At 47.0% G+C, this 26,017-nt stretch carries 21 protein-coding genes; 13 read left to right on the top strand and 8 right to left on the bottom strand.

Translation table 11 applies throughout. The annotated features are described in order from the left end of the window. The first annotated feature begins 32 nt into the window (after positions 1-32). Positions 33-2,657, top strand: coding sequence for an alanine--tRNA ligase (gene alaS / locus NHB35_RS09065; RefSeq protein ID WP_353432045.1), 2,625 nt, complete (start codon positions 33-35; stop codon positions 2,655-2,657). A 14-nt stretch (positions 2,658-2,671) separates the two neighbouring features. After that, on the top strand, positions 2,672-2,899 hold the full coding sequence (locus NHB35_RS09060; RefSeq protein WP_068949805.1) for a sulfurtransferase TusA family protein: 228 nt from the start codon (positions 2,672-2,674) through the stop codon (positions 2,897-2,899). A gap of 122 nt (positions 2,900-3,021) precedes the next feature. Here the strand turns inward: NHB35_RS09060 and galU are convergent, their stop codons facing one another. Continuing rightward, positions 3,022-3,906 (bottom strand): UTP--glucose-1-phosphate uridylyltransferase GalU, encoded by an 885-nt coding sequence (galU, locus tag NHB35_RS09055; RefSeq protein ID WP_353432044.1) that lies wholly within the window; start codon positions 3,904-3,906, stop codon positions 3,022-3,024. A gap of 14 nt (positions 3,907-3,920) precedes the next feature. After that, a complete protein-coding gene (locus NHB35_RS09050; RefSeq protein ID WP_353432043.1) occupies positions 3,921-6,812 on the bottom strand; it encodes a valine--tRNA ligase in 2,892 nt (963 codons plus the stop codon). Positions 6,813-6,836: 24 nt separating this feature from the next. On the opposite strand from NHB35_RS09050, the gene NHB35_RS09045 reads away from it, so the two are divergent. Continuing rightward, entirely contained in the window at positions 6,837-9,200 is a 2,364-nt protein-coding gene (locus NHB35_RS09045; RefSeq protein WP_353432042.1) for a UvrD-helicase domain-containing protein, read from the top strand. A 28-nt stretch (positions 9,201-9,228) separates the two neighbouring features. Here the strand turns inward: NHB35_RS09045 and NHB35_RS09040 are convergent, their stop codons facing one another. The 3 genes from NHB35_RS09040 to NHB35_RS09030 are packed head-to-tail and all read right to left on the bottom strand — an operon-like array spanning position 9,229 to position 11,396. Then, positions 9,229-9,990 (bottom strand): BPSS1780 family membrane protein, encoded by a 762-nt coding sequence (locus NHB35_RS09040; protein WP_353432041.1) that lies wholly within the window; start codon positions 9,988-9,990, stop codon positions 9,229-9,231. Further along, a complete protein-coding gene (locus tag NHB35_RS09035) occupies positions 9,987-10,964 on the bottom strand; it encodes a homoserine kinase (RefSeq protein WP_353432040.1) in 978 nt (325 codons plus the stop codon). Before NHB35_RS09035 ends, NHB35_RS09040 begins: the two co-directional genes overlap by 4 nt. Positions 10,965-10,982: 18 nt before the next feature. Next, a complete protein-coding gene (locus NHB35_RS09030; protein WP_353432039.1) occupies positions 10,983-11,396 on the bottom strand; it encodes a hypothetical protein in 414 nt (137 codons plus the stop codon). Positions 11,397-11,478: 82 nt separating this feature from the next. On the opposite strand from NHB35_RS09030, the gene polA reads away from it, so the two are divergent. The 3 genes from polA to NHB35_RS09015 are packed head-to-tail and all read left to right on the top strand — an operon-like array spanning position 11,479 to position 15,983. Further along, a complete protein-coding gene (gene polA, locus NHB35_RS09025) occupies positions 11,479-14,295 on the top strand; it encodes a DNA polymerase I (RefSeq protein WP_353432038.1) in 2,817 nt (938 codons plus the stop codon). A gap of 23 nt (positions 14,296-14,318) precedes the next feature. After that, positions 14,319-15,203: a dienelactone hydrolase family protein gene (locus NHB35_RS09020; protein WP_353432037.1), complete on the top strand. Its 885-nt coding sequence runs from the start codon at positions 14,319-14,321 to the stop codon at positions 15,201-15,203. A gap of 6 nt (positions 15,204-15,209) precedes the next feature. Further along, positions 15,210-15,983, top strand: coding sequence for a ZIP family metal transporter (locus NHB35_RS09015; RefSeq protein WP_353432036.1), 774 nt, complete (start codon positions 15,210-15,212; stop codon positions 15,981-15,983). A gap of 6 nt (positions 15,984-15,989) precedes the next feature. Here the strand turns inward: NHB35_RS09015 and NHB35_RS09010 are convergent, their stop codons facing one another. Both NHB35_RS09010 and NHB35_RS09005 read right to left on the bottom strand, forming a co-directional pair. Next, positions 15,990-16,820, bottom strand: a complete 831-nt coding sequence (locus NHB35_RS09010) for a sulfurtransferase (protein WP_353432035.1) — start codon at positions 16,818-16,820, stop codon at positions 15,990-15,992. Between the two features lie 42 nt (positions 16,821-16,862). Further along, positions 16,863-17,969: an aromatic ring-hydroxylating dioxygenase subunit alpha gene (locus tag NHB35_RS09005; protein WP_353432034.1), complete on the bottom strand. Its 1,107-nt coding sequence runs from the start codon at positions 17,967-17,969 to the stop codon at positions 16,863-16,865. A 161-nt stretch (positions 17,970-18,130) separates the two neighbouring features. Between NHB35_RS09005 and xseB the strand changes: the two genes are divergently transcribed. The 4 genes from xseB to folE2 are packed head-to-tail and all read left to right on the top strand — an operon-like array spanning position 18,131 to position 22,039. Beyond that, a complete protein-coding gene (gene xseB, locus NHB35_RS09000; RefSeq protein WP_353432033.1) occupies positions 18,131-18,364 on the top strand; it encodes an exodeoxyribonuclease VII small subunit in 234 nt (77 codons plus the stop codon). Further along, positions 18,365-19,264 carry a polyprenyl synthetase family protein gene (locus NHB35_RS08995; protein ID WP_353432032.1) on the top strand — a complete coding sequence of 300 codons (900 nt, stop codon included), beginning with the start codon at positions 18,365-18,367 and terminating at the stop codon, positions 19,262-19,264. Between the two features lie 20 nt (positions 19,265-19,284). Then, positions 19,285-21,186, top strand: coding sequence for a 1-deoxy-D-xylulose-5-phosphate synthase (gene dxs, locus NHB35_RS08990; RefSeq protein WP_353432031.1), 1,902 nt, complete (start codon positions 19,285-19,287; stop codon positions 21,184-21,186). 25 nt (positions 21,187-21,211) lie between these two features. Further along, entirely contained in the window at positions 21,212-22,039 is an 828-nt protein-coding gene (gene folE2 / locus NHB35_RS08985) for a GTP cyclohydrolase FolE2 (protein WP_353432030.1), read from the top strand. A gap of 26 nt (positions 22,040-22,065) precedes the next feature. On the opposite strand, the gene tsaD is transcribed toward folE2, so the two are convergent. After that, positions 22,066-23,139 (bottom strand): tRNA (adenosine(37)-N6)-threonylcarbamoyltransferase complex transferase subunit TsaD, encoded by a 1,074-nt coding sequence (gene tsaD, locus NHB35_RS08980; RefSeq protein ID WP_353432029.1) that lies wholly within the window; start codon positions 23,137-23,139, stop codon positions 22,066-22,068. A gap of 76 nt (positions 23,140-23,215) precedes the next feature. Between tsaD and rpsU the strand changes: the two genes are divergently transcribed. The 3 genes from rpsU (at position 23,216) to dnaG (ending at position 25,967) form a co-directional block, all read left to right on the top strand. Further along, the gene (gene rpsU / locus NHB35_RS08975; RefSeq protein ID WP_011903537.1) at positions 23,216-23,428 is read left to right on the top strand and encodes a 30S ribosomal protein S21; all 213 of its coding nucleotides are present in this window, start codon (positions 23,216-23,218) and stop codon (positions 23,426-23,428) included. Positions 23,429-23,533: 105 nt separating this feature from the next. Next, positions 23,534-23,980 (top strand): GatB/YqeY domain-containing protein, encoded by a 447-nt coding sequence (locus tag NHB35_RS08970; protein ID WP_353432028.1) that lies wholly within the window; start codon positions 23,534-23,536, stop codon positions 23,978-23,980. A 40-nt stretch (positions 23,981-24,020) separates the two neighbouring features. Next, positions 24,021-25,967, top strand: a complete 1,947-nt coding sequence (dnaG, locus tag NHB35_RS08965) for a DNA primase (RefSeq protein WP_353432027.1) — start codon at positions 24,021-24,023, stop codon at positions 25,965-25,967. The last annotated feature ends 50 nt before the right edge of the window (positions 25,968-26,017 follow it).

The following is a 26,017-nucleotide window of genomic DNA, read 5'->3' as shown; positions in this document are numbered from 1 at the left end:
CCTAGACGGGTGCGAATGCCATAATTAAGGCTATGAAAGTCTCCCAAATTCGCCAGGCTTACCTGGATTTCTTTGCTCAAAAAGGCCACCAAATCGTCCCGTCAAGCCCGGTAGTTCCGGGCGATGACCCAACCCTGCTCTTTACCAATGCGGGGATGAACCAATTTAAGGACGTATTTTTAGGTTTTGATAAGCGCCCCTATACCCGAGCAACTACCGCCCAAAAATGCATTCGAGCTGGTGGCAAACACAATGACTTGGACAATGTGGGCTACACCGCGCGTCACCACACCTTTTTTGAGATGTTGGGTAATTTTTCTTTCGGAGATTATTTTAAGAAAGATGCGATTCAGTTTGCTTGGGATTTACTAACCCAAGTATTTAAGTTGCCAAAAGAAAAGTTATTAGTCACGGTGTATGCCGAGGATGATGAGGCATATGCAATTTGGAAAGATCAAATTGGCGTGCCAGCAGATCGCATTATTCGCATAGGTGACAATAAAGGCGCGCGCTACGCTTCAGATAATTTCTGGATGATGGGTGACACAGGCCCATGCGGACCTTGTACTGAAATTTTCTATGATCACGGCGAGCATATTCCGGGCGGGCCTCCTGGTAGCGCTGAGGAAGATGGCGATCGTTTCATCGAAATTTGGAATAACGTCTTCATGCAGTTCAATCGTGATGAAGCGGGTGTGATGCATCCACTACCAAAGCCTAGCGTTGATACGGGCATGGGTTTAGAGCGCATAGCAGCGGTATTGCAGCATGTTCACTCCAATTATGAAATCGACCTCTTCGTCAATCTCCTCAAGGCTTCCAAAGATGCTGTGGATGCGGCTGGTGGTGGTAATTGTGACGCCGCCTCACCTTCTTTAAAGGTGATCGCAGATCATATTCGTGCTTGCAGTTTCATCGTAGTAGATGGTGTTATTCCGAGTAATTCTGGGCGTGGTTATGTTTTGCGTCGTATTGCACGTCGTGCGATTCGTCACGGTTATAAATTGGGTGCGCGCAAACCATTTTTCTATCAACTCGTACCTGCGCTTGTGCAAGAAATGGGTGATGCCTATCCAGAGTTACGTGCTGCACAAGATAAAGTCAGTGAAGTTTTAAAGCAAGAGGAAGAGCGTTTTTTCCAGACTATTGCAAATGGTATGGAAATCTTGGATGGCGCATTAGCTGGTGGCGCTAAAGTAGTTGATGGTGAAACTGCATTCCGCTTGCATGATACATTTGGTTTCCCATTGGATTTAACGGCAGACGTTTGTCGTGAGCGTGGTGTTACGGTCGATGCTGAAGGCTTTGAAGTGGCGATGCAAAAGCAGCGCGATCAGGCTAGAGCAGCAGGCAAGTTCAAGGTTGCTCAGGGCCTGGAGTACAAGGGTCAGCCAACCCAGTTCCATGGTTACGATACTCTCAAACATGAAGGTGCTAAGGTCACTGCCTTATATGTAGATGGTTCTGAGGTGGCTTCGGTCAAGGCTGGAGATGCTGCGGTAGTTGTTTTAGACCACACCCCGTTCTATGCAGAATCTGGCGGTCAGGTTGGTGATCGTGGTGAGTTGCGTAATGAGTCACTTCGTTTCGCTGTTGAGGATACCTTCAAGATTCAGGCGGATGTATTTGGGCATCAAGGTGAATTACTCGAAGGCGAGATCAAAGTCGGCGATACCTTAAACGCATTAGTGGACGTTCAGCAAAGAACAGATACCATGCGTAACCATAGCGCAACCCATATCTTGCATAAAGCTTTGCGAGAAGTTTTGGGTGATCATGTGCAGCAAAAAGGCTCTTTAGTTGATGCGACTAAAACACGTTTTGACTTTACCCATAACGCCCCAATCACAACAGAACAAATTCGTCGCATTGAAGATATTGTGAATGCCGAGATTTTGGCCAATACCGCCACCTCTGGGAGGGTAATGTCTCTGGAAGATGCCCAGAAGACTGGCGCCATGATGCTTTTTGGCGAAAAGTATGGAGATGAAGTGCGAGTACTAGAAATCGGTAGCTCAAAAGAATTGTGTGGAGGCACTCACGTATCTCGCACTGGCGACATTGGTAGCCTTAAGATCGTTTCTGAAGGCGGTGTTGCTGCTGGTATACGTCGTGTTGAAGCAGTTACCGGTAATCAAGCCCTTCATTTCTTGCAAGGTCTTGAAGATAAGGTCAATGAAGTTGCCGCTATCTTGAAAACCCACCCTGGTGATTTGGTAAATCGTGTCGCACAACTTCAAGAGAGTTTGCGTCAAGCTGAGCGCGAGTTAGAGAAAGCCAATTCCAAATTGGCGGCTAGTCAGGGCGATGAGTTGGCTGGCCAAGCAACTGATGTCAATGGCATCAAAGTGCTCGCAGCGCGTTTGGACGGTGCAGACGCAGGAGTATTGCGCGAGACTATGGATGCGCTTAAGGTAAAACTCAAATCAGCAGCCATTGTTTTGGCGTCGGTTCAGGGTGACAAGGTGAGTTTGGTTGCGGGTGTTACCGCAGATTCAATATCTAAACTGAAGGCCGGTGACCTTGTGAATTTTGTCGCTCAGCAGGTAGGCGGCAAAGGTGGTGGTAAACCAGAAATGGCCATGGCGGGCGGTAACGATCCTAGCAAGCTCAATGCGGCCCTTGCTGGCGTGAAGGATTGGGTGGCAAGCAAATGAGTGACATCAGTAATATCGCATTCAATGCCGAGGTAGATGCCATCGGCATGAATTGTCCATTACCTATTTTGCGCACCAAGAAAGCTTTGGCCACCATGCAATCTGGTGAGGTGCTCAAGATCAAGGCCACTGACTCTGGGGCGGCTAGGGATTTTCCTGCTTTTGCTAAACAAACCGGTAATGAGTTAATTGCCAGCACTACTGAGGGAGATGTATTGGTTTTCTTTCTAAAGAGAAGATAAGTCAATAGTGGGAACAAACAAACGGTTGAGTTAGAGCTGATGAAAATAAAAAAGGCAGGAATTACCTGCCTTTTTTGTTGATGTCACCAGCAACTTAGGTGAAGTAAATTAAGTAAAGAAAATTACGTCAATGAGCGACCCTTTAGGTAGGCTGCAAAATCTTTTGATACTTCGGGGTGACGCAATGCAAATTCCACCGAAGCTTTGAGATAACCAAGTTTGCTACCGCAGTCATAACGAACGCCATCGTATTCATAGGCAAATACAGGATCTTCTTTTAGAAGCGAGGCAATTGCATCAGTTAACTGAATTTCGCCACCCGCTCCTGGCTTGAGGTTGCGAATATGTTTAAAGATGTCGGATGACAAAACATAGCGACCCACAACAGCTAGGTTTGATGGTGCATCCTTGGGTTGGGGTTTTTCCACAATGCCGTTTAAGCGATGAATGCCCTTGCTTACTTCAGTCCCAGCAACAATACCGTAGGAGCTGCTTTTGGCGGGATCAATTTTTTCAACTGCCAGTACTGAGCCATTTTGCTCTTCATATACTTTGAGCATTTGTTTGAGAACGGGTGGATTACCGTCTAACAAATCATCTGCCAGGATTACTGCAAATGGTTCGTCACGCACCAGCTTTTCTGCACATAGGACTGCATGACCAAGACCAAGTGCTTCTGGTTGACGGACATAGACGCAATCAACGTGACTGGGTTTTACGCTTCGCACGATTTCGAGAAGCGCTTGTTTGTTCTTTGCTTCAAGTTCTGCTTCTAGCTCATATGCTTTATCAAAGTGATCTTCAATCGCGCGTTTGCTGCGTCCAGTCACAAAGATCATTTCAGTAATGCCAGCTGCAATCGCTTCTTCAACCGCATACTGAATAAGTGGTTTATCAACCACATTGAGCATTTCTTTAGGGCTGGCTTTAGTTGCTGGCAAAAAGCGCGTGCCTAAACCCGCAACTGGGAAAACCGCTTTAGTGACCGCTTTGGTAGTTAAGGGCATTGCTCATCCAATCTTTATTGAAGACGCTCTAATTGTGCAACAAGCTTCTCGTGATTTTGCTCAAAGCCTGCAAGGCGTTGTTTTTCTTGGGCAACTACGTCGGCGGGTGCTCGAGCCACAAAGCTTTCATTACTCAGCTTGCCACGGGCTTTGGTAATTTCGTTTGCCAGACGCTCAATTTCTTTACCAAGACGAGCACGCTCAGCAGCCACATCTACTTCAATTTTGAGCAAGAGCTTGATATCGCCTACAAGGGCAATTGGTGCGCCAGGAGCATCTTTTTCAAGAGCAGATTCATCACTATAGATTTTGACTTCTGTTAGCTTGGCTAAAGCCAGTAAATAGGGTGTCGCTTTTTGTAGAAATGCTTCTGGACCATAAATCCAGAGAGGTACTTTTTGACCTGGAGGCACTTGCATTTCACCGCGAAGATTTCTGCAAGCATCCACAATCGCTTTGACTTGCGCCACCCACTCTTCGCTTTGCTCATCAATTTTTTCTGGTTGAGAAACAGGGTAGGGTTGCAGTGCGATAGTTTGCTTGGCTTGCTTAGCCAATTCTTTTCCAGACTTTGGCCCAACAGTTTGCCAAAGTGTTTCAGTAATGAATGGAATGAGTGGGTGTGCCATGCGCAAAATAGTCTCAAGCACACGCAACAAAGTGCGACGGGTTGCACGCTGCTGAGCTGGCGTACCAGTTTGTAGCTGAACTTTGGCAAGCTCTAGATACCAGTCGCAATATTCATCCCAAACAAATTGGTAGATGCTGCTAGCGATATTGTCAAAGCGATAGTTTTGAAATCCTTTGGCTACTTCGGCTTCAGTTCTTTGCAGCTGGGACACAATCCAGCGGTCTGCAGGCGAGAAGTCTAAATAGCCTTCTGGACCACATTGGTTATCGCATGGAGCTAGACCGTTGTCCTCATCGCTACCTGGGCAATTCATGAGCACAAAGCGCGTTGCATTCCATAACTTGTTGCAGAAATTACGATAACCTTCGCAACGTTTCTGATCAAAATTAATATTGCGGCCAAGCGATGCTAAAGAGGCGAAAGTGAAGCGTAGCGCATCTGTGCCAAACGCAGGAATACCATCCGGAAATTCTTTTTTAGTCTTCTTGCTAATACTCTCGGCTTGCTTTGGATTCATGAGGCCAGTAGTACGTTTGCCTACCAGCTCATCCAGTTTGATGCCATCGATTAAGTCAATCGGATCCAAAGTATTGCCCTTGGATTTACTCATCTTTTGACCTTCAGCATCGCGCACTAAGCCATGCACATACACCGTATGAAACGGCACTTTTCCTGTGAAGTGGCAGGTCATCATGACCATGCGCGCCACCCAGAAGAAAATGATGTCAAAGCCAGTTACCAATACTGAGGATGGTAAGAAGTGGTCTAGCGCTGGGGTTTTTTCAGGCCAGCCCAGCGAGCTAAATGGGACTAGAGCAGAGCTAAACCAGGTGTCAAGCACATCAGGGTCGCGATTGAGTTTTCCGTTATAGCCAGCGGCAGCAGCCTTGGCCTTAGCTTCTTCTTCGGAGCGTGCCACAAAAATTTGCCCATTATCGCCATACCAAGCGGGAATCTGATGACCCCACCAGAGTTGTCTGGAGATGCACCAGTCCTGAATATTCTCAAGCCATTGGGTGTAGGTATTAATCCAATTCTCGGGAACTAATTTAATGTCGCCTTTGGTGACAGCATCCAAGGCTGCGCCTGCAATAGAGGAACCAGGTTGATATTGGTTATCAGGGCTCGGTTTAGACATGGCCACAAACCACTGGTCTGTCAGCATTGGCTCGATGATGGTCTGGGTACGATCGCCGCGGGGCACCATCAATTTATGAGGCTGAACTTTTTCGAGTAAGCCTGCCGCATCTAAATCAGCAACCACTTGCTTGCGTGCTGCAAAACGTTCCATGCCTTGATAAGCAACTGGAGCATTTTCATTAATTTTGGCGTCAAGGGTCAGGATATTAATCAGTGGTAACTGATGACGTTGTCCAACCGCATAATCATTAAAGTCGTGCGCTGGGGTGACTTTCACAACGCCCGTACCAAAATTCAGATCAACATATTCATCAGCAATAATGGGGATCTGGCGATTACATAAAGGCAGGTTGACTGACTTGCCAATGAGATGTCTGTAGCGTTCATCAGTTGGGTTAACCATGACGGCAACGTCACCCAGTAAGGTTTCTGGGCGGGTAGTGGCAACGGTTAAGTGCCCTGAGCCATCAGCCAGCGGATAGCGTATGTGCCACATTGAGCCATCTTCTTCTTCACTCACCACTTCGAGATCAGAAACGGCAGTTCCCAAAACTGGATCCCAGTTCACTAAACGCTTGCCGCGATAAATTAAACCTTGCTCATGCAGGCGTACGAAAACCTCAACCACGGCCTTGGACATTTTGCTGTCCATTGTGAAATATTCTTTGCTCCAATCAATTGAAGCGCCGAGGCGACGAATTTGACGTGTGATGGTATTGCCGGAAGTTTCTTTCCACTCCCACACTTTTTCTAGAAACTTCTCACGACCAAGATCATGACGAGAAATTTTTTGCGCATCGAGTTGGCGCTCAACTACGATTTGAGTAGCAATACCAGCGTGGTCTGTGCCAGGCACCCATAAAGTATTTTTGCCAGACATGCGGGCGTGACGCACCAAACCATCCATGATGGTTTGATTAAAAGCATGCCCCATGTGTAGGGTGCCGGTTACATTGGGTGGTGGCAACTGAATCGAAAAATCACCCTTACCTTCATCCATGCTGGCATCAGCAATGCCTCTGCGCTCCCACTCTGGGCCCCAATAGGCTTCAATCGGTGCGGGTTCGTAGGATTTGGCTAGCTCTTCCGCAGAGCTAGTTGCTGATGAATTAGGGGTATTTGAGGCATTTGGCATAAGAGGCAAATTATAATTGGGCTGATGTATTCAGACATGCTCGCGAACCTTAATCCAGAACAGCGCGAGGCCGTAACCCTCCCGCCCGTAAACCCAAATGGCCAAGCCCAATCCGCCTTGATTTTGGCAGGTGCTGGTAGCGGTAAGACACGTGTATTGACCACCCGCATTGCTTGGTTGATCCAAACGGGTCAGGTTTCGCCGATTGGGGTCTTAGCCGTAACGTTTACCAATAAGGCGGCAAAAGAGATGATGGTGCGCTTGAGCGCTATGCTGCCAATTAACACTCGAGGTATGTGGATTGGCACTTTCCACGGCTTATGCAATCGTTTATTGCGAGCCCATCACAAAGAGGCTGGTTTGCCATCGACTTTCCAGATCTTGGACACTCAAGATCAGTTATCAGCCATTAAGCGTCTCTTAAAAGGCTTAAAGGTGGATGACGAAAAGTATCCACCGAAACAATTGCAATATTTTATTGCGCATGCAAAAGAACGAGGACAGCGCGCCAAAGATTTATCAGTCGGTGATGATTTTCAAGCAAAGATGGCGCAACTGTATGCCGCCTATGATGAGCAATGTCAGCGCGAGGGAGTGGTGGATTTCGCTGAACTATTGCTACGCAGTTATGAGTTACTCAAACATAGCGAGCCTATTCGTACGCATTATCAAGAGCGTTTCCGTCATATCTTGATTGATGAGTTTCAGGATACCAATGCCTTGCAATATGCCTGGCTTAAATTACTTTCTGGGCATGATGCTAGTCGCGTCAATGTCAGTGGCATGGGTAGCAGTTCAGTATTTGCGGTAGGCGATGATGATCAAAGTATTTATGCTTTCCGTGGCGCCGATGTAGAAAACATGCGTCTGTATGAAAAGCAGTTTCATCCCTTATTGGTGAAGCTGGAGCAGAACTATCGCTCACATGGCCATATTCTGGATACTGCCAACCATTTAATTGCGAATAACTGTGAGCGCCTTGGTAAGAATTTAAGAACTGATGCAGGGCATGGAGAGCCAGTTCGTATTTATGAAGCCCCTAGTGATCATGCTGAAGCAGCTTGGCTAGTTGATGAAATTAAAGCGCTAGTGAATAGCGGTATCAAACGCACCGAAATCGCTTTGCTCTACAGAAGTAATGCGCAATCACGAATCATTGAGCACGCTCTTTTCTCGGCAGGTATTCCATATCGTGTGTATGGTGGCTTGCGATTCTTCGAGCGCGCTGAAATTAAGCATGCACTTGCTTACTTACGTTTGCTGGAAAATCCGAATGACGACACGTCTTTCTCGCGAGTGGTGAATTTCCCAACACGAGGAATTGGTGCTAGATCAATTGAGGCCTTACAGGATGCCGCCAGGGATCAGCAATGTTCTTTGTATACAGCAGCTTCTTCTCTTGAAGGAAAAGCTGGCGCTGCTTTAGGCGGTTTTATTCGCCTGGTGGATCATATGCGTGAAGCAACGCGTCACAATACCTTGCCTGAAACGGTGGAGTTTGTCATTCAGCACAGTGGCTTGATTCAGCACTATCTGTCTGAGCGTGAGGGGCAAGATCGAGTAGAAAACTTACAAGAATTGATTAACGCCGCTACGGCATTTATTGCGGAAGAGGGTTACGGCCAAGACGCCGTTGCCGCTCTATTGCCAGGCGAGAATGATCCAGGCGCTGTAGAGATGTCGCCACTCGCTGCTTTCTTGGCGCATGCCTCCTTGGAGGCTGGAGATAACCAAGCCCAAGCTGGACAAGATGCTGTTCAGTTGATGACAGTGCACTCTGCAAAAGGTTTGGAATTTACTTCGGTATTCATTACCGGTCTTGAAGAGGGCTTATTCCCACACGAGAATAGCGTGAATGAACAAAACGGATTGGAAGAAGAGCGACGTTTAATGTACGTCGCTATTACTCGCGCCAAGGAACGCTTGTATTTATCGCATACTCAGTCGCGTATGTTGCATGGTCAAGTGCGCTACAACATGCCTTCTCGTTTTTTGGAGGAATTGCCATCTGAATCGCTAAAGTGGTTAACGCCCAAGGCTAAAGATGCACGCTGGGGTAGCAGCTCAAGATCTAGTTCAACTTGGCAAGATGGCTACACTCGCCAGCGTGAATATGAATCCAATGATTTTTTTGATTCAGTTAGCGAACGCTCAAGACCAACTAAGCGAGTGGGTTCAGCCTCTATGGAAGTAAAGCGCTTAGCTTCACCACCTCGCGGAAATTATCCATTCACTATTGGTCAGAATGTCTTTCACACTAAGTTTGGTGAAGGGCGCGTTACTGGACTAGAGGGTGTTAATGCTGATGCTAGAGCCCAAGTAAACTTTAAGCGTCACGGTGTCAAATGGTTGCAACTTAGCATTGCAAAACTTGCTGCGATTGATTGAGTATTGCTAAACCAAACTGATCGTTTGTTTAGTCTTCAGCAAAGCAGGCTTTCCAGGTAGCGTAGAAAGAGCAATGCATGATAGTTAGGCCCGCCATTGAGATTGGCGCCACGATAAATGATGCAGCTTGACCAAAATTAAGAGCATCAAAGATCATGCCAATCGTTAAAGGAATGGCAATCAAGATCGCGCTCCAGATGGCTAGATAAAAGAAGAATGCAGCTTTATTTGTCCAGCATGCCAGCCAACTGGAAAATAAAGCTTGCGGAACTGACATATCGGCCCACGCAATCAAGATGGGGGAGAACCACATCAACATTGCAATCGGAATATATAAAACGGCACCAAAGACTAGTACGAGATATACCTGTCTGAGTGCTTCAGGAGTAATAGGTTTGTCCGTCGTCATGAGGGGTAATAGCGTTTCGAAATCCACCAAAAGACTCAAGACGAAACTCATTAACAAAATTAGTGCCGCATACACCAAACCTAATTGCAAAATTCGATTACGAATAAATTGCCCTGATTGCAGTGCAATCAAATAGACGCTCGGTCGAATGCGTTCTTTTTGAATCGCCTGTCGGCACGCCGTCATAAACCCAACGGAAAGAGTTGGTGTTAGTAGTAGAACTGCAAATACGCCAATTACTGGGATGATGACGGCAAGCTGTGCTACAAAAACATACATAAAGACCAACATTAAAAATCCCAAAGGATTTTGCTTGAACAGCCAAATACCCTGTCTGATCCAGGTATAGCCTTCTTTTGGGGCGACAGAATTCAGTTTCATAGAGTGCGACGGCTTAGAAGAATACGCTCAAAGTGCGTTGGGTCATGAGGCGTGAGCATTTGAGCGTCACGGGGTAAGTAAAAGTCCCATAAACGGGATACCCAGAAACGTAGAGCTGCTGCTCTCACCATCAGTGGCCAGCTTGCTTGCTCTTCTTTGGTAAGCAGGCGTACAGATTGATAGGCTTGCATCAGAGCATTAAAGCGCGCTGGATCTAAATCCTGCTTGTTCTCAGCTAGGCACCAATCATTCACAGTGACTGCAAGATCAAACAGCCACTTGTCGGTGCCTGCGAAATAGAAATCAAAAAAACCACCCAATTGATCATTGCTGGTATCAGACGATCCTTTGGGATCAAACAAGACATTGTCTCTAAAGAGATCGCAATGGCTGGCACCTTGCGGCAGCATATCGTAATCGCTGGATGAGAAAAAGGCCTCTTGTGTGCTTAGTTCATGTGTGAGTAATTCTTTTTGTACGGTATTTAAATGTGGCAATACTAGTGGAATCGTTTGCTGCCACCAACTAAGACTGCGAAGATTTTCTTGTGACCTTGGAAAATCTTTTCCGGCAAGATGCATTTTGGCCAACATCTCACCTACCAAGGCGCAATGCTTTACTTCGGGTTGCATGCGAGACAGGCCCGGTAGCTTGCTAACAATCGCTGCTGGCTTACCCTTGAGGGAGAAAAGAATCTCTCCGCGCTTGTTCTCAATGGGCTTGGGGACAGGTATGCCCTTATTTGCCAGGTGGCGCATCAGCTCTAAGTAGTAGGGTAGTTGCTCTGCGGATAAACGTTCAAAGATTGTCAGAACATATTCTTGTTTTTTACCATCTTTAGTGATGTCCAAAAAGAAATTGGAGTTCTCAATTCCACCATGAATACCGCGGATGTCTGCGGCTTCACCGATAGTAAATTCTTGAGAGATCCATGGGGTGATCTCGCCAAGTTCAATCGGGGTGAATACAGCCATTGATGAATGTGCAGTTCTTTATTGAATCGGGATGCTAATGCTAGGCACGCTAATTAGAGCGCCTTCACCTGAAGGTGGTCCAGGCATTGCAGAATCTGGTGGTGACATCTCATAAGTGGTGTACTTCGTTTTAACTTGCACTTGCGTAGGACTGTTTGCATCCTTGTATTCGGTAATTTCTGTCCCAGTGGCCTCTTTGTGTTGAAAGCTTGGTTTGCGGGTTTCTGGGTTGCTAACAACGCCAGCTGGGCTCATCGTTGGAGACAGAGGTTGATTGTTAATTCGGTTGAGCTCGGATTGACTAAGAGCCTGGCTGTTATTCTGAGCCTGTGCGGATCCTGCTCCGAATATGGCAAAAATCACCAAAAAACTCGTCAGAGCGAGACTTTGGCTAAAAACATGGCTGATTACGTTTGTTAGGGTATGCATCATTTTTCACCTTTTTTGGCCTACTTTTGGGCAGTTCATTAATCCGTCCTGTAGGTAATTGTTAACTAGATTGTACGATTGCGGTATGACGAAACATAGACTCTTGTTGGTAGACGGCTCTAGCTACCTCTACCGCGCCTTCCACGCCATGCCCGACCTGAGAAATGGGGCCGGGGAGCCCACGGGGGCCATCTATGGCATGGTCAATATGATGCGCCGTGCCCGATCAGAGCTAAAAGCCGACCATATTGCTTGCGTATTTGATGCTAAGGGAAAAACCTTCCGGGACGAGATGTACTCCGAGTACAAGGCCCATCGCTCGCCCATGCCCGAAGATTTGGTTAAGCAGATTGAGCCAATTCATCTGATGGTTAAGGCATTGGGTTGGCCAGTTTTGATGGTGTCAGGAGTGGAAGCTGACGATGTGATCGGCACTCTGGCTTGTCAGGCTACGCAAGCTGGCTGGGAAACCATCATCTCCACGGGCGATAAAGATTTAGCGCAATTAGTCAATTCTTCAGTCACGCTGATTAATACTATGACGAATGAAATGTTGGATGTTGATGGCGTCATTGAAAAGTTTGGTGTTCCACCAGAATTGATCGTAGATTATTTATCGATCATTGGTGATGCCGTTGACAATGTTCCTGGTGTTCCTAAAGCGGGACCTAAAACGGCAAATAAGTGGTTGGCAGAATTTGGCAATTTAGATAATTTGATTGCGAATGCTGATCAAGTAAAAGGTGTCGTTGGGGAAAACTTACGAGCAACTCTTGATTGGTTACCGCAAGCGCGACAACTCATTACTGTCAAAACCGATTGCGATTTATCACCACACTTACCAGGTTTAGATGATTTGCATGCCAAGCCTGAAGACGCTGCGTTATTGCGTGAGCTATTTGAGCGCTATGCCTTTAAAACCTGGTTACGTGATGTTGAAAAACAGCTAGAAAGCCCATCCAGCAAGGCTTCAGAGGAAGGTGCCTTCGATCTAGCAGGCACGCCCATCGCATCTGCAATTGGCAAGAATGACGAGGCTGAATCTAAGAAATCTACAGCGCTTACTAGTGCACTAGCAAAAACAGCCGCACCAGATTTGCTTGAGCGCCATTATGAGTGCGTTACAGATGAAGCTGCTTTAGAGAAATGGTTGAAAAAAATTGAATTAGCTGAGTTAACGGCTGTCGATACAGAAACAACCAACCTAGATGCATTGGCTGCAGAGTTAGTTGGTATCTCGCTTTCAGTAAAACCAGGTGAGGCTTGCTACATTCCTGTGGCACATCGTAATGGTGAGACCCAGCTAAATCGTGATCATGTGCTGTCACTTATGAAGCCATGGCTAGAAAGTAAAGCACATTTAAAAGTAGGGCAAAACTTAAAGTACGACATCCATGTATTTGCAAACTACGGAATTACCTTAGGTGGCATTGCATTTGATACCTTGTTGGAATCTTATGTGTTGGAGTCCCATCTTCCACACAATATGGACAGTATGGCTGAGCGCCATCTTGGTGTGAAAACAATTCGCTATGAAGAGGTTTGCGGCAAGGGCGCGCATCAGATTGGCTTTGATCAAGTAGATTTACAAGTTGCCACTGACTATGCCGCTGAGGATGCCGATATCACCCTGCGACTACACCAAGAGCTTTGGCCCCAAATTCAGGAAAATTCGGGTCTCCTGTATGTGTATCAGCAGATTGAGATGCCAGCAATGCATGTGCTGGGAGTCATGGAGCGTAACGGAATCCGCATCGACTCAGAGCTGTTAGGTAAGCAGGGGCAGCAAGTTGGTAAACGCCTTTTGGAGTTGGAGGGCGAAATCCATCAATTGGCAGGCCAGCCATTTAATATTCAATCGCCTAAACAAATTGCTGAAATCCTCTTTGGGCAATTAGAGCTACCAGTCATTAAAAAGACGCCATCTGGCGCCCCCTCTACGGATGAAGAAGTATTGCAAAAGTTGGCTGAGGATTATCCCTTGCCAGCGCGCATTCTGGACTACCGTAGTTTGGCAAAGTTGATGTCAACCTATATTGAGAAATTACCACGCATGGCTGATCCTAAGACGGGTCGTGTGCATACCAATTTTTCTCAAGCAACTGCGGTGACGGGCCGTCTTGCTTCAAGTGATCCCAATTTGCAAAATATCCCAGTGCGCACTGAAGAGGGCCGTCGTATTCGCGAGGCTTTCGTACCTGCGGAGGGTTGCAAACTACTGTCAGCGGACTATTCGCAAATTGAATTGCGCATCATGGCGCACATTGCTGAAGATGAAAATCTATTGGCTGCCTTTAGAGAAGGTAAAGATGTGCACCAAGCTACTGCAGCAGAGATTTTCGGTATTCCTCTCGAGGAAGTCAGTTCAGAGCAACGACGTTATGCCAAGGTCATTAACTTTGGTTTGATCTATGGCATGAGTGCGTTTGGTTTAGCGGGTAACTTGGGTATCGAGCGCGCAGCCGCTCAGAACTATATTGCGAAATACTTTGATCGTTACCCTGGTGTGGCGCAGTACATGGAGCGCACACGCCTAGAGGCTCGAGAAAATGGCTATGTGGAAACTGTATTTGGTAGACGCTTATGGCTTCCAGAAATCAAAGGCTCAAATGGTCCTCGTCGCCAAGGAGCAGAGCGTGCTGCAATTAATGCGCCAATGCAAGGTACGGCTGCTGATCTCATTAAGCTTGCCATGATCGCGGTGGAAGATTGGTTAGAGAAAGAACAGCTTAAAACCAAGCTCTTACTACAGGTGCACGATGAATTGGTATTTGATGTGCCTTTTGATGAAATCGAGCGCTTGCAAGCAAAATTGCCAGATTTGATGTGCAATGTAGCTAAGTTAAAAGTGCCTTTAGTAGTTAGCATTGGGATTGGTGATAATTGGGAAGAAGCGCATTAAATAATGACTTGGAGACAAACATCATGAGTGAAAAAACACAAGATCAAAGCAGAAGAAGTTTCATAAAGACATCCGTTGCAGGGGCTGCGGCAACTACCTTGAGTGTGGGTTTTGTCGCTGCGGCAGATCCTGTATTAGCCGCTGCAATTGAAACGGACTTCAAGGGTATTAAGGCGGGTGAGCAAATGATTCCGGTTGGCAGTTTTCAAATGCCTGCCTATGTTTCTCGCCCTGAAAAAGCCAAGGGTAACTTGCCAATTGTGATTGTGGTGAGCGAAATCTTCGGTGTGCATGAATATATCGCTGATGTCACAAGACGTTTTGCCAAATTGGGATATTTGGCGATTGCCCCAGAATTTTTTGTCCGTGCTGGTGACCCGAATACATACGGAACAGTTGCCGATATTTTGACAAACATTGTGGCAAAGACACCAGATTCGCAAGTATTGAATGATCTACAGGCTGCTTTAGTGTGGGCTGGGAAAAATGGCGGTGATTTGAAACGTGTTGGCGTGACTGGTTTTTGTTGGGGTGGTCGTATTACTTGGCTTTCTGCAACCTTGCCTCAAGTCAAGGCAGGTGTGGCTTGGTATGGACGCTTAGTCGGCGAAAAGACTGAGGGCAATCCACGCCATCCCGTTGAATTGGCCGCTGACTTAAAAGCTCCTGTGCTCGGTCTTTATGGTGGCGCTGATACTGGAATTTCTTTAGAGAGTGTTGAGCAGATGCGCTCCGCACTTGCGCAAGCAGCTTCTAAAAATCCTGCCGCTAAAGCATCGATGATTGAAGTCTACCCTGATGCACCTCATGCCTTCCATGCAGATTATCGCGCAACATATCGCGAGGGGCCTGCAAAAGATGGCTGGGAAAAATGTATCGCCTGGTTCAAGAAAATGGGTGTTGTTTAATACTTTATGACCGTCTTGCAAAGCATTCTTCTGGTAACAGCCCTCGCGGGTACTGCGAGCGCGCTGGTTGCCGCTAGTTGTTCCTTGGCTTTGCTAGCGAAGATGGTCAATAACATGGTCAGCCTATCGGTAGGCATTCTGTTGGCTACCGCATTGCTACACTCCTTGCCAGAAGCTTTTAGTATGCAGTCCGCTAATCCGCAGTTGTTATTTGCAACGCTACTAGCGGGTCTATTGGGATTCTTTTTGCTTGAAAAAATCGCGCTACTGCGCCATGACCATCACCATGAAGGTGACGGTCATCACCATCACCACGGACATGACGCCGAGAATGCGGGTCGTAGCGGGTGGATGATTTTGGTTGGCGATGGTTTGCATAATTTTGTGGATGGTATTTTGATTGCTGCTGCATTCATGGCGGACTACCATGTCGGCATCTTTACTGCGATTGCCATCATTGCGCACGAGATCCCACAGGAGATCGGTGATTTCATTGTCTTGTTAAATGCGGGATTCTCACGCACTCGCGCTTTGATATACAACTGTATTTGTGGCTTGGCAGCGGTGGTTGGTGGCGTGCTGGCGTATTTCTTCTTAGAAAAAGCCCATGCAGCAATGCCATATTTGCTTGTGATTGCTTCTAGTAGTTTTATTTATATCGCTGTCAGCGATTTGATTCCCCAAATGCACCGTCGCCCACACTGGGCTGAGTCATTACGTCAAACGATCTTGATAGCCTGTGGAGTGGGGTTCGTTGTGCTGCTCTCAATGATCCACTAATGTGAATTAGGTTTCAATCGGTCTGCTGCTATCGGCACACCACTCGCTCCAGCTGCCAGCATATAGACGTGAGCCTTTGAGGCCAGCAATTTCCATGGCTAATAGGTTGTGACAAGCAGTCACACCAGAGCCGCATTGATGAATGACTTGTGCTGGTTTATGTGAACCTAGTAATTCCACAAAGTCCTTAAAGAGATGTTCTGCTGATTTAAAAGCAGTAGCAGATAAGTTTTCTTTAAAGAAATGATTGAGTGCACCAGGAATGTGGCCGCCCACCGGATCTAAAGTTTCATTTTGTCCATGAAAGCGATCATTTGCACGTGCATCGATCACAATATATTTCTTGGACTGTAAATTGCTAACTACTTCATCAACTAACACGAGTCCTTCGTACGGTCTTGCCGCAATGGGAGTGCTTGATGGTGTCGGCTTGCGCGCTATGGTTCCCATAGGGCCATTCCAGGCGTCTAAACCGCCATCCAATACTTGAACATTTGCGTGGCCTGTCGCTTTGAGCATCCACCAGAGGCGACTGGCATAGACAGAACCTTGTTTGTCGTAAGCAACTACTAAGGTATTTGGATTAATGCCTAAGCGAGTCTTAGTTTGTGCCCATGCTTCAGGAGTGGGTAATGGATGCCTACCATTTTTGCCAGTTTTAGCGCCAGACATATCATGATCAAGGTCGACATAAATCGCGCCAGGAATGTGACTTTCTTCGTAAGCTTTTTTGCCTGCTTGTGGGTCTACTAGATCAAAGCGGCAATCACAGAGTAATACGTTCTCGCCACTATTAATGATTTCTTCTAACTGGTTTGCGGTAATTAGAGGAGTCATGATGCTTCCTATTTTGTAGTGGCGAGAGAGTGCTTACTGAGATTATGCGCCTTGAAAGTTCATGACGCGTCGATACCATTCATGAAAGTGTTGCATGCCATCTTCCATGGGGCTTTGATAGGGGCCAACCTCATTTACACCGCGTGCCAGTAGTGCAGCTCTACCTTGATCCATGCGTTCGGCGATCTCATCATCTTCAATGCAGGTTTCCATGTAGGCAGCACGTTCTGCCTCCACGAATTCGCGTTCAAATAGGGCGATCTCTTCTGGGTAGTAGAACTCGACAATATTGCGTGTTTTGTTGACGCCCATTGGATGCAATGTTGATACACATAGCACGCCTGGATACCACTCCACCATCACATTAGGATAGTAAGTAAGCCAAATTGCCCCATGGCGTGGAGCTTTGCCATTGAACTGTCGCAGAACAGCCTCGTGCCAGTGACGGTAAGTTTGTGACCCAGGCTTTTGCAAGTCTTTATGAATGCCGACAGTTTGCACGCTATGCCATTCACCAAATTCCCAGTGCAAGTCTTCGCAAGAAACAAATTTACCTAAGCCTGGATGAAAAGGTACAACATGGTAGTCCTCGAGGTAAACCTCGATAAATGTTTTCCAGTTGTAGTTGCAATCGTGCACCTCAACATGGTCAAGCATGTAGCCGTCAAATTTAAGATCATCCGCAACACCAAGTTTTGCAAGATCTGCACGTACATCACGTGGACCTTCAAACAAGAGCCCCTGCCAATTCTGCAGTGGTGATTTACCAAGATTGAGACAAGGCTTGTCTTCAAAGTGGGGTGCACCTAATAGATTGCCACCTAAGTCATAGGTCCAGCGATGCAGTGGGCAAACAATATTTTCAGTTTTGCCTTTGCCATTGAGCATCAATGCTTGGCGATGACGACAAACGTTAGAGAGTAGTTCTATCCCCCCTTGATTGCGCACCAAAATACGACCTTCGTTTTCAGCGCCTAGAGTTTGATAGGAGCCAATTTCAGGCACCATGAGTTCGTGGCCAACATAGCCAGGACCCTGCTTAAAAAGCAGTTCAATTTCCCGCTGATACAAGTCAGCGTCAAAATATGCCGAAACCGGCAGTTGTAGATTGGACGGCGCAAGCTGCTGCGCGGTAGCCAGATTAGTCATTCTCCCCACCCCCGAAAACGTCAGCCGAAGCTAAGCGGAATAACCAATCCAACCATCGACGGATCGATATTGGAAAGGAAGGGGGGAATTATACCCATCTGAGGGTCTTCTCGCTTTAATATGTAGGGCTATCCGCATCGGGAATATGAAGGAAACCGCTTATGGCAACGAAAAAGTCAGAGAGTTCAAAACCAGGCCTTGAGCTTCAAATCGACCCAGACCTGCGTTACGAGCAAGCAGTTAAAGAGCTCGAGAAGCTGATTGCCGACATGGAATCGGGCAAATTTTCTCTTGAAGAGACCCTATTGGCATATCAACGTGGTGCAGCCCTTCTTAAACATTGCCAAGGCGTTCTTGCTCAAGTAGAACAACAAGTGCGTGTATTTGAGGTCTAATTGACAGCAATTGCATTTCAAGAGTGGCTCAAAGTTCACTCTGAACGAGTGGAGTTGGCATTAGATCGTTTACTCGATTCGCCACAAACTACTCCGCACCGTTTACACGAAGCCATGCGCTATGCCGCACAGGGTGGTGGCAAACGTATTCGTCCTTTATTAGTTTATGCAGCTGGTCAGCTGGGCGATGTAGTTTCATCACAAAAAACAGAAATGCTCGATGCCGCCGCGGTAGCGGTTGAGTGTATTCATGCATATTCATTAGTGCATGACGATATGCCGTGCATGGATGACGATGATTTGCGTCGAGGTAGGCCCACCGTCCATAAAGCATTTGATGAAGCAACAGCGCTATTAGTTGGAGATGCATTGCAGACGCGTGCATTTGAAGTGTTAGCCAACACCTCTGGCGATGCAAATCAACGCTTGCGTATGATTGCGTGTTTAGCGGCAGCCTCAGGTTCACGCGGCATGGCTGGCGGCCAAGCTATTGATCTAGAGAGTGTGGGTAAAAAATTAGATTTGGCAGGCTTGAAACAAATGCATGCCATGAAGACGGGCGCATTACTCTCTTGCGCAGTTGAATTAGGCGGCATTGCTGCCAATCTCAATGCAGATCAGTTAGCTCGGTTAGAGCGGTATTCCAAGGCGCTCGGTTTAGCGTTTCAAATTGTGGATGACGTTTTGGATGCGACAGCCGATAGCCAAACACTTGGAAAGACTGCCGGAAAAGACGCTGCCGCCAACAAGCCCACCTATGTGACCTTGATGGGTTTAGACTATGCACAGCGGCAGGCAAAAGAATTGCAAGAAATCGCCATGAGTAGTTTGGATGGTTTTGGCAATCAAGCTCAAGCGCTAAAAGATTTAGCTCTATTGGTAGTCAATAGGGGTAAATAAAGAATTAATGCAATAACGCGATGACTTTACTTTCGATTAACTCTCCTGACGATTTAAAAAAACTGACGCGCGAAGAACTACCCGCTCTCGCTGATGAGTTGCGCCAGTTTGTATTGGATTCTGTTTCTAAAACAGGCGGCCATTTATCGTCCAACCTAGGAACTGTTGAGTTATCAATTGCTTTGCACTATGTATTTGATACGCCACGCGATCGCATTGTTTGGGATGTGGGTCACCAAAGTTACCCACATAAAATCTTGACGGGTCGTCGTGATCGCATGAATACCTTGCGTCAATACAAAGGTCTTTCAGGATTTCCGCATCGAGCTGAAAGTGAATACGATGCCTTTGGTACCGGGCACTCTTCCACAAGTATTTCTGCTGCGATGGGAATGGCGCGCGCTTTTCAAACGAAGGGTGAGCGTCAGGTAGCAGTTGCGGTCATTGGTGATAGCGCGATGACCGGTGGCATGGCCTTTGAAGCCATGAATAACGCTGGCGTCTATGACGATTTGCCTTTGGTGGTGATTTTGAATGACAACGATATGTCGATTTCACCGGCGGTGGGTGCGCTCAATCGCCATCTTGCGCGATTGCTGAGTGGCAATATTTATTCGACCACAAAAAAAGGAATTGATAGCGTTCTCTCAATTGCACCTCCTTTACGTGAGTTTGCAAAACGCTTAGAAGATCATGCTAAAGGCATGGTATCGCCAGCGACAATCTTCCAGGAATTTGGTTTTAATTATTTCGGTCCGATTGATGGACATGATTTAGATGCGCTTGTTCCGATGTTGCAAAACGTGCGACGTTTGGCTTTGGAAGGGCGTGGACCACAGTTCTTGCATGTCGTGACCAAAAAAGGTCAGGGGTATGAGTTGGCTGAGGCCGATCCGGTGTTGTATCACGGCCCAAGCAAATTTAATCCACACGAAGGCGTTAAAAAAGCAGCTGTTAGCAAAAAGACCTTCACTCAAGTTTTTGGTGAATGGCTATGTGATATGGCTCACGCTGATCCAATGTTGATCGGCATTACACCTGCGATGCGCGAAGGCTCTGGCCTTGTAGAGTTTGAGAAGAATTTCCCGAAACGTTATTACGATGTGGGTATTGCCGAGCAACATGCAGTTACTTTTGCAGCCGGCATGGCATGTGAAGGTATGAAGCCTGTAGTGGCAATTTATTCCACATTCTTGCAGCGTGCCTATGATCAATTGATTCATGATGTGGCCTTACAAGATTTGCCCGTTTTATTTGCGCTCGATCGCGCGGGATTAGTAGGCGCGGATGGCGCAACCCATGCTGGCGCATATGACATTCCATTCTTGCGGTGTATCCCGAATATGTTGGTGATGACACCAGCAGACGAAGCGGAGTGTCGCGATTTATTGACAACTGCATTTCATCAACCCCATCCAACCGCAGTTCGTTATCCACGCGGCTCCGGTATTGGCGCAACTCCTTCTAGCGAGTTGCGTACTTTGCCATTAGGTAAAGGTGAAGTTCGTCGTAAGTCATCGGCACCTACAGGCAAGAGAGTTGCGATTTTGGCATTTGGTACTTTGCTCTATAGCGCTTTAGAGGCTGCTGAAAGCTTGGATGCCACTGTTGCCAATATGCGTTTTGTAAAACCATTAGATGTTGAATTGATTCAATCGCTAGCAATGGATCATGATTACTTTGTCACGATTGAAGATGGTGCGATTGCTGGCGGTGCTGGTAGTGCTTGCCTCGAAGTTCTTACAAAATTAGGAATTCAAAAGCCCTTACTTCAGTTAGGTCTTCCAGATGAATTCATTGAACATGGCGACTATCAGTTGCTCATGACCAAGTGCGGCCTTGATGTTGAGGGCATTACAAACTCGATAAAGCAACGTTTTCCAGCGGTATTCGTGGCAAATTCGGTGATTTCAGGCAAATAAGATCGTTTTGCTTGAAAATAGAGCTATGAATGACATGAACCCCGCCTTTCTCAAAGCCAGCGCTATGCCGGATGTGCAGTCCTCCTTGGACAAGCGCGCCTTGCCTATTGAGCAAGTTGGTATTCGTGGCGTGCGTCATCCATTAATGATTCGTAGCAATACAGGGAACTTCCCATCGGTTGGCACTTTCGAGATGGATGTAGCTTTACCAGCGCATGTGAAAGGTACGCACATGTCTCGTTTCATGGCGCTGCTGCAACAGCAAGAACAAGCAGTCGACAGCACTACAGTGGTCACGTTAGTGCGCGAAATGTTGCCATTGTTGGATGCTAAAGAAGGTCATGTGCAATTTACCTATACGCACTTTGTTAAAAAAGCAGCGCCTGTTTCTGGTGTTGAGAGCTTGATGGATTACGAAGTGACTTGGATGGCAACAGCAAAACAAAATGCCAATGGTGCAACAGATGTTGAGCTGGGATTACGTGCACAAGTACCAGTGATGAGTTTGTGCCCTTGCTCAAAAGAGATTTCAGAATTTGGCGCTCATAATCAGCGTTCACATGTCACGATGACAGTGACTCTAGATTCAGCAACGCAAATGACGGTAGAAGATTTGGTTGCGGCGGCAGAGAGCGAGGCATCCAGCGAGCTTTGGGGCTTACTCAAGCGTCCTGATGAAAAGTGGGTGACTGAACATTCCTACAGTAATCCTAAATTTGTTGAAGATTTGGTGCGCGATGTTGCTGGCCGTTTAAAGGCAGAACAGCGTATTCAGTCCTTTATAGTCGAGGCTGAGAACTTTGAATCCATTCATAACCACAGCGCGTTTGCCAGAATTTCGCACCAGAAATAAAGCGCACTGAGCTGAGCTAAGCCACACTAAACTAAATTATTGCTTTGCAAATCCCAGCGGGGTTTGATGTCAAAGGCTCCAGAGGTTGTGGAGCCATTATTTTTGCTTAGCAAGCGTAGTGCACCAGCAAATGCAATCATGACGCCGTTATCAGTACATAGCTCCAGCGGTGGGTAATGCACTTCAAAACCATTGCGAGATGCTTTTTCGTTCAGTGCACTGCGCAGTTGCAAATTAGCACCCACACCACCAGCAAGAACCAAATGTTTGCAACCGGTTTGCTTAAGGGCTTTCTCAGATTTGCTAACGAGCACGGCAACAATGGCGTCTACAAAACTTCTAGCAAGATCAGCATGAAACTGTGCCACTTGCGTGGAATCTGTTACAGATTGTGATTCAAACTTTTTGACTTGATTGAGAACGGCAGTCTTTAATCCCGAGAACGAAAAATCTAAATCGCCAGAGTGCAGCATTGGTTTTGGTAAATCAAAAATGCCGACACGACCTTTTTCTGCCAGCTTGGAAATCGCAGCACCACCTGGGTAAGCTAAACCTAACAATTTGGCAGTTTTATCAAAGGCTTCACCAGCAGCATCATCCAAGGTCTCGCCCAAAAGTTCATATTGGCCGATGCCAGAAACTTTCATAAGTTGGGTATGCCCACCCGAAACCAATAGGGCAATAAATGGAAATTGCGGAGCGGTTTGACCCAAAAGCGGGGAAAGGAGGTGGCCTTCTAGATGATGAACCCCGATGGTGGGTAAATGAAGGCCTTGGGCTAAAGATTTGGCAAAAGCACTGCCAACCAATAGGGCGCCGGCTAAACCAGGCCCTTGAGTGAAGGCAATCGCATCAATATCGCCTAATTTAAGGCCAGATTGGGTCAGGGATTGGTCTAAAAGGGGTAAAACACGACGAATATGATCTCGGGAGGCTAGCTCAGGAACAACACCCCCATAATCCCGGTGCATGGCGATCTGGGAGTGCAAACCCTGGCCCAGAATGCCTAAAAATGCAGGTTTTCCAGCTTCCCAGGGGGCGGTGTTGTAAATCGCCACCCCAGTCTCATCACAGGAAGTTTCTATGCCTAAAACAATCATTTTTCGCTTGGTCGTGCTAGAATCGCAATTGAGTTAATTTTTCGATACCCATCGAGCATATACGAGTTAAATAAGTATGACTACAGTCCGCCTTCGCGAAAACGAACCATTTGAAGTGGCATTGCGCCGTTTCAAGCGCACCATTGAGAAAAATGGTCTTTTGACAGACTTGCGTGCACGCGAGTTTTACGAGAAGCCAACGGCTGAGCGTAAGCGTAAAAAGGCTGCAGCTGCTAAGCGCCATTACAAGCGCATTCGCAGCCAAATGTTGCCTAAGAAGCTTTACTAATAGAATTTAAAGCTCTCTTCACCGAGAGGCTTTGAAACCCGCTGACGGTGAAACGCAGCGGGTTTTTGCTTTTTAAACACCACCTCAGAAAACTAGGATCGCCCCATGAGTTTGAAAGATCAAATCACTGAAGATATGAAATCCGCCATGCGCGCCAAAGAAACTGCGCGCTTGGGAACCATTCGTCTGTTGTTGGCTGCTATCAAGCAGCGTGAAGTAGATGACCGCATTGTGCTCGATGATGCAGCGGTGATTACTACAGTTGAAAAAATGATCAAGCAGCGCAAAGATTCTATTTCCCAGTTTGAGAAAGCGGGGCGTGATGATCTCGTTGCAGTCGAATCTGCAGAGATGACAATTCTGCAAGCCTACTTACCAGCACAAATGTCAGACGCAGAAGTAGAGGTGGCAATTGCTGCGGCGGTTGCATCTACAGGCGCTGCAGGCCCACAGGATATGGGCAAGGTGATTGGTGTGCTCAAGGGTCAGCTAGCTGGTAAAGCCGATATGGGTAAAGTATCTGGCTTGGTAAAAGCCGCGCTGGCGAAGTAACTCTCTAGTAAAACTCAGAAAACCGTTTCATACTGATCGTATGGCGCTCATTCCACAATCCTTCATTGCCGATCTGTTAAATAGGGTCGATATTGTTGATGTGGTTGGGCAGCATGTGAAGTTAAAAAAGGCTGGTGCGAACTATCAAGGTTTGTGCCCTTTTCATTCTGAGAAGTCACCATCATTTTCTGTTTCACCAACCAAGCAGTTCTATCACTGCTTTGGATGCGGGGCCCACGGATCTGCAATTAGTTTTTTGATGGAGTATTCCGGTCTTGGATATGTCGATGCGATAGAAGAGCTCGCACGCTCTGCTGGGCTAGATGTACCTCGCGAAGAGCGAACTGCTAATGATGTTGCCCGTCAACAGCAAGCGATGGCCTTGAGTGAGGTGATGAGTTCAGCGGCTGATTGGTATCGCCAGCAACTCAAAGGAAGCACGCGTGCAGTTGAATACCTCAAAGGGCGTGGCCTGACGGGTGGGGTCGCAAAGCGCTACGCACTAGGTTATGCCCCTGATGGCTGGCAAGGTCTTGAGGCAGTCTTTGGGTCTTACTCAAATGATGAAATTGCAAAGACTCTAGTCGAGGGCGGCTTGATTATTCAGGGTGAGCAGTCTGAAGGTGCGCCAGTAAAGCGTTATGACCGCTTTCGCGATCGCATCATGTTTCCGATTCGCAATCCCAAAGGACAAACCATCGGGTTTGGTGGGCGCATTCTGGATCAAGGTGAGCCCAAGTATTTAAATTCCCCGGAAACACCATTGTTCTCCAAGGGTAATACGCTTTACGGATTGTTTGAAGCAAGACAAGCCATTCGCGCCAAAGAATATGTATTGGTATGCGAAGGCTATATGGATGTCGTGGCTCTTGCGCAACTAGGTTTTCCAAATGCAGTAGCAACATTAGGTACTGCATGTACAGCAAATCATGTGCGCATGTTGTTGCGTCAAACCGATAAAGTAGTTTTCTCATTTGATGGTGATGCAGCAGGGCAGCGGGCAGCACAGCGTGCGCTCGAGGCCTGCTTGCCACTCATGTCTGACGACAAAGAGATTCGTTTCTTATTCTTGCCAACTGAGCATGACCCAGATAGTTATGTCAGGGCCTATGGTGAAGCTGCTTTTGAAAAAGTGATTAAAGAAGCGATGTCTTTATCGAGTTTCTTCTTTAAGGTAGCTAGTGAGGGTCACGAATTAACTACGCCAGAGGGCAGGGCGCAAACACACCATGCGGCAAAGCCTTTACTATTGTCGATGCCACCAATTGCCTTGCGCACACAAATGCTGCGTGAGCTAGCGATTCGTACCAATACTACTCCTGCCGAGTTGGAGTCATTTTGCGGTCTCAGTGTAGTTCCCACTCCCGTGCAGACATCACCTTATCAAGCTACACAAGCGAAATCTACAAACCTAGCAAATAACCTAAGTGGTTTAGGTAATCGACAAGGTGCGCCATGGCAAGCATCAAAGGGTTCTGCAAAACGGGTTGCCACACAAGTCATTGAGCCACCTAAAGCGCCAATGGATTTGGCAGAACAAATTTTACGAGTTCTCATTCAGTTTCCGCATTTAGGCAAAGCATTAAATGAGAGTAAGCGTGCATTGGCATTAAAGGCGGCAGAGCAACGCTCGGCAAATGCTTTGATATTGATGAAAGATTTACTCTCGCAATGTGATCAAGTAGAGCTGATTGCCGATGAAAGTGGGAAGATGACAGTTGGTGCAGGATCTTTTGCGATGTTTCAGGATCAACTCTCTCGAAGTGAGCTTGCCTCTATGTATGAGGTATTAAGAAAGAGAATTATGGGAAGCGACGTTGAGCTTGAGGGCGCTTCCGCAGATTTGGACGGTGCTTTCAGTAAGCTGGAGAAAGCAGGCCTCAAGCAGGAAATGACGGAAATCGCCCAAAAAATTGCTGGGGGTAGCGCCAGCGACCAAGACAAGGCTAGATATAGGGAATTAGGCGAAAAGCTGAAATTTGCCTAAAAATTTCCTGAAACACCCCTAGAAAACACCTGAAATTACCCCATATTTTT

Source organism: Polynucleobacter sp. MWH-UH23A (assembly GCF_040409805.1).
Classification (GTDB): Bacteria; Pseudomonadota; Gammaproteobacteria; order Burkholderiales; family Burkholderiaceae; genus Polynucleobacter.
Note: the sequence above shows the minus strand (reverse complement) of the source record. Positions and strands in the feature narration are given on the sequence as shown.

What these genes read in the sequence shown, in the direction of transcription:
- NHB35_RS09030 (WP_353432039.1), bottom strand. Translation starts at nt 11,396, where the DNA reads ATGATGCATACCCTAACAAACGTAATCAGCCATGTTTTTAGCCAAAGT.
- alaS (WP_353432045.1), top strand. Translation starts at nt 33, where the DNA reads ATGAAAGTCTCCCAAATTCGCCAGGCTTACCTGGATTTCTTTGCTCAA.
- NHB35_RS09015 (WP_353432036.1), top strand. Translation starts at nt 15,210, where the DNA reads ATGACCGTCTTGCAAAGCATTCTTCTGGTAACAGCCCTCGCGGGTACT.
- rpsU (WP_011903537.1), top strand. Translation starts at nt 23,216, where the DNA reads ATGACTACAGTCCGCCTTCGCGAAAACGAACCATTTGAAGTGGCATTG.
- dnaG (WP_353432027.1), top strand. Translation starts at nt 24,021, where the DNA reads ATGGCGCTCATTCCACAATCCTTCATTGCCGATCTGTTAAATAGGGTC.
- xseB (WP_353432033.1), top strand. Translation starts at nt 18,131, where the DNA reads ATGGCAACGAAAAAGTCAGAGAGTTCAAAACCAGGCCTTGAGCTTCAA.
- NHB35_RS09050 (WP_353432043.1), bottom strand. Translation starts at nt 6,812, where the DNA reads ATGCCAAATGCCTCAAATACCCCTAATTCATCAGCAACTAGCTCTGCG.
- galU (WP_353432044.1), bottom strand. Translation starts at nt 3,906, where the DNA reads ATGCCCTTAACTACCAAAGCGGTCACTAAAGCGGTTTTCCCAGTTGCG.
- NHB35_RS09040 (WP_353432041.1), bottom strand. Translation starts at nt 9,990, where the DNA reads ATGAAACTGAATTCTGTCGCCCCAAAAGAAGGCTATACCTGGATCAGA.
- polA (WP_353432038.1), top strand. Translation starts at nt 11,479, where the DNA reads ATGACGAAACATAGACTCTTGTTGGTAGACGGCTCTAGCTACCTCTAC.
- tsaD (WP_353432029.1), bottom strand. Translation starts at nt 23,139, where the DNA reads ATGATTGTTTTAGGCATAGAAACTTCCTGTGATGAGACTGGGGTGGCG.
- dxs (WP_353432031.1), top strand. Translation starts at nt 19,285, where the DNA reads ATGACTTTACTTTCGATTAACTCTCCTGACGATTTAAAAAAACTGACG.
- folE2 (WP_353432030.1), top strand. Translation starts at nt 21,212, where the DNA reads ATGAATGACATGAACCCCGCCTTTCTCAAAGCCAGCGCTATGCCGGAT.
- NHB35_RS09045 (WP_353432042.1), top strand. Translation starts at nt 6,837, where the DNA reads ATGTATTCAGACATGCTCGCGAACCTTAATCCAGAACAGCGCGAGGCC.
- NHB35_RS09005 (WP_353432034.1), bottom strand. Translation starts at nt 17,969, where the DNA reads ATGACTAATCTGGCTACCGCGCAGCAGCTTGCGCCGTCCAATCTACAA.
- NHB35_RS09020 (WP_353432037.1), top strand. Translation starts at nt 14,319, where the DNA reads ATGAGTGAAAAAACACAAGATCAAAGCAGAAGAAGTTTCATAAAGACA.
- NHB35_RS09010 (WP_353432035.1), bottom strand. Translation starts at nt 16,820, where the DNA reads ATGACTCCTCTAATTACCGCAAACCAGTTAGAAGAAATCATTAATAGT.
- NHB35_RS09035 (WP_353432040.1), bottom strand. Translation starts at nt 10,964, where the DNA reads ATGGCTGTATTCACCCCGATTGAACTTGGCGAGATCACCCCATGGATC.
- NHB35_RS08970 (WP_353432028.1), top strand. Translation starts at nt 23,534, where the DNA reads ATGAGTTTGAAAGATCAAATCACTGAAGATATGAAATCCGCCATGCGC.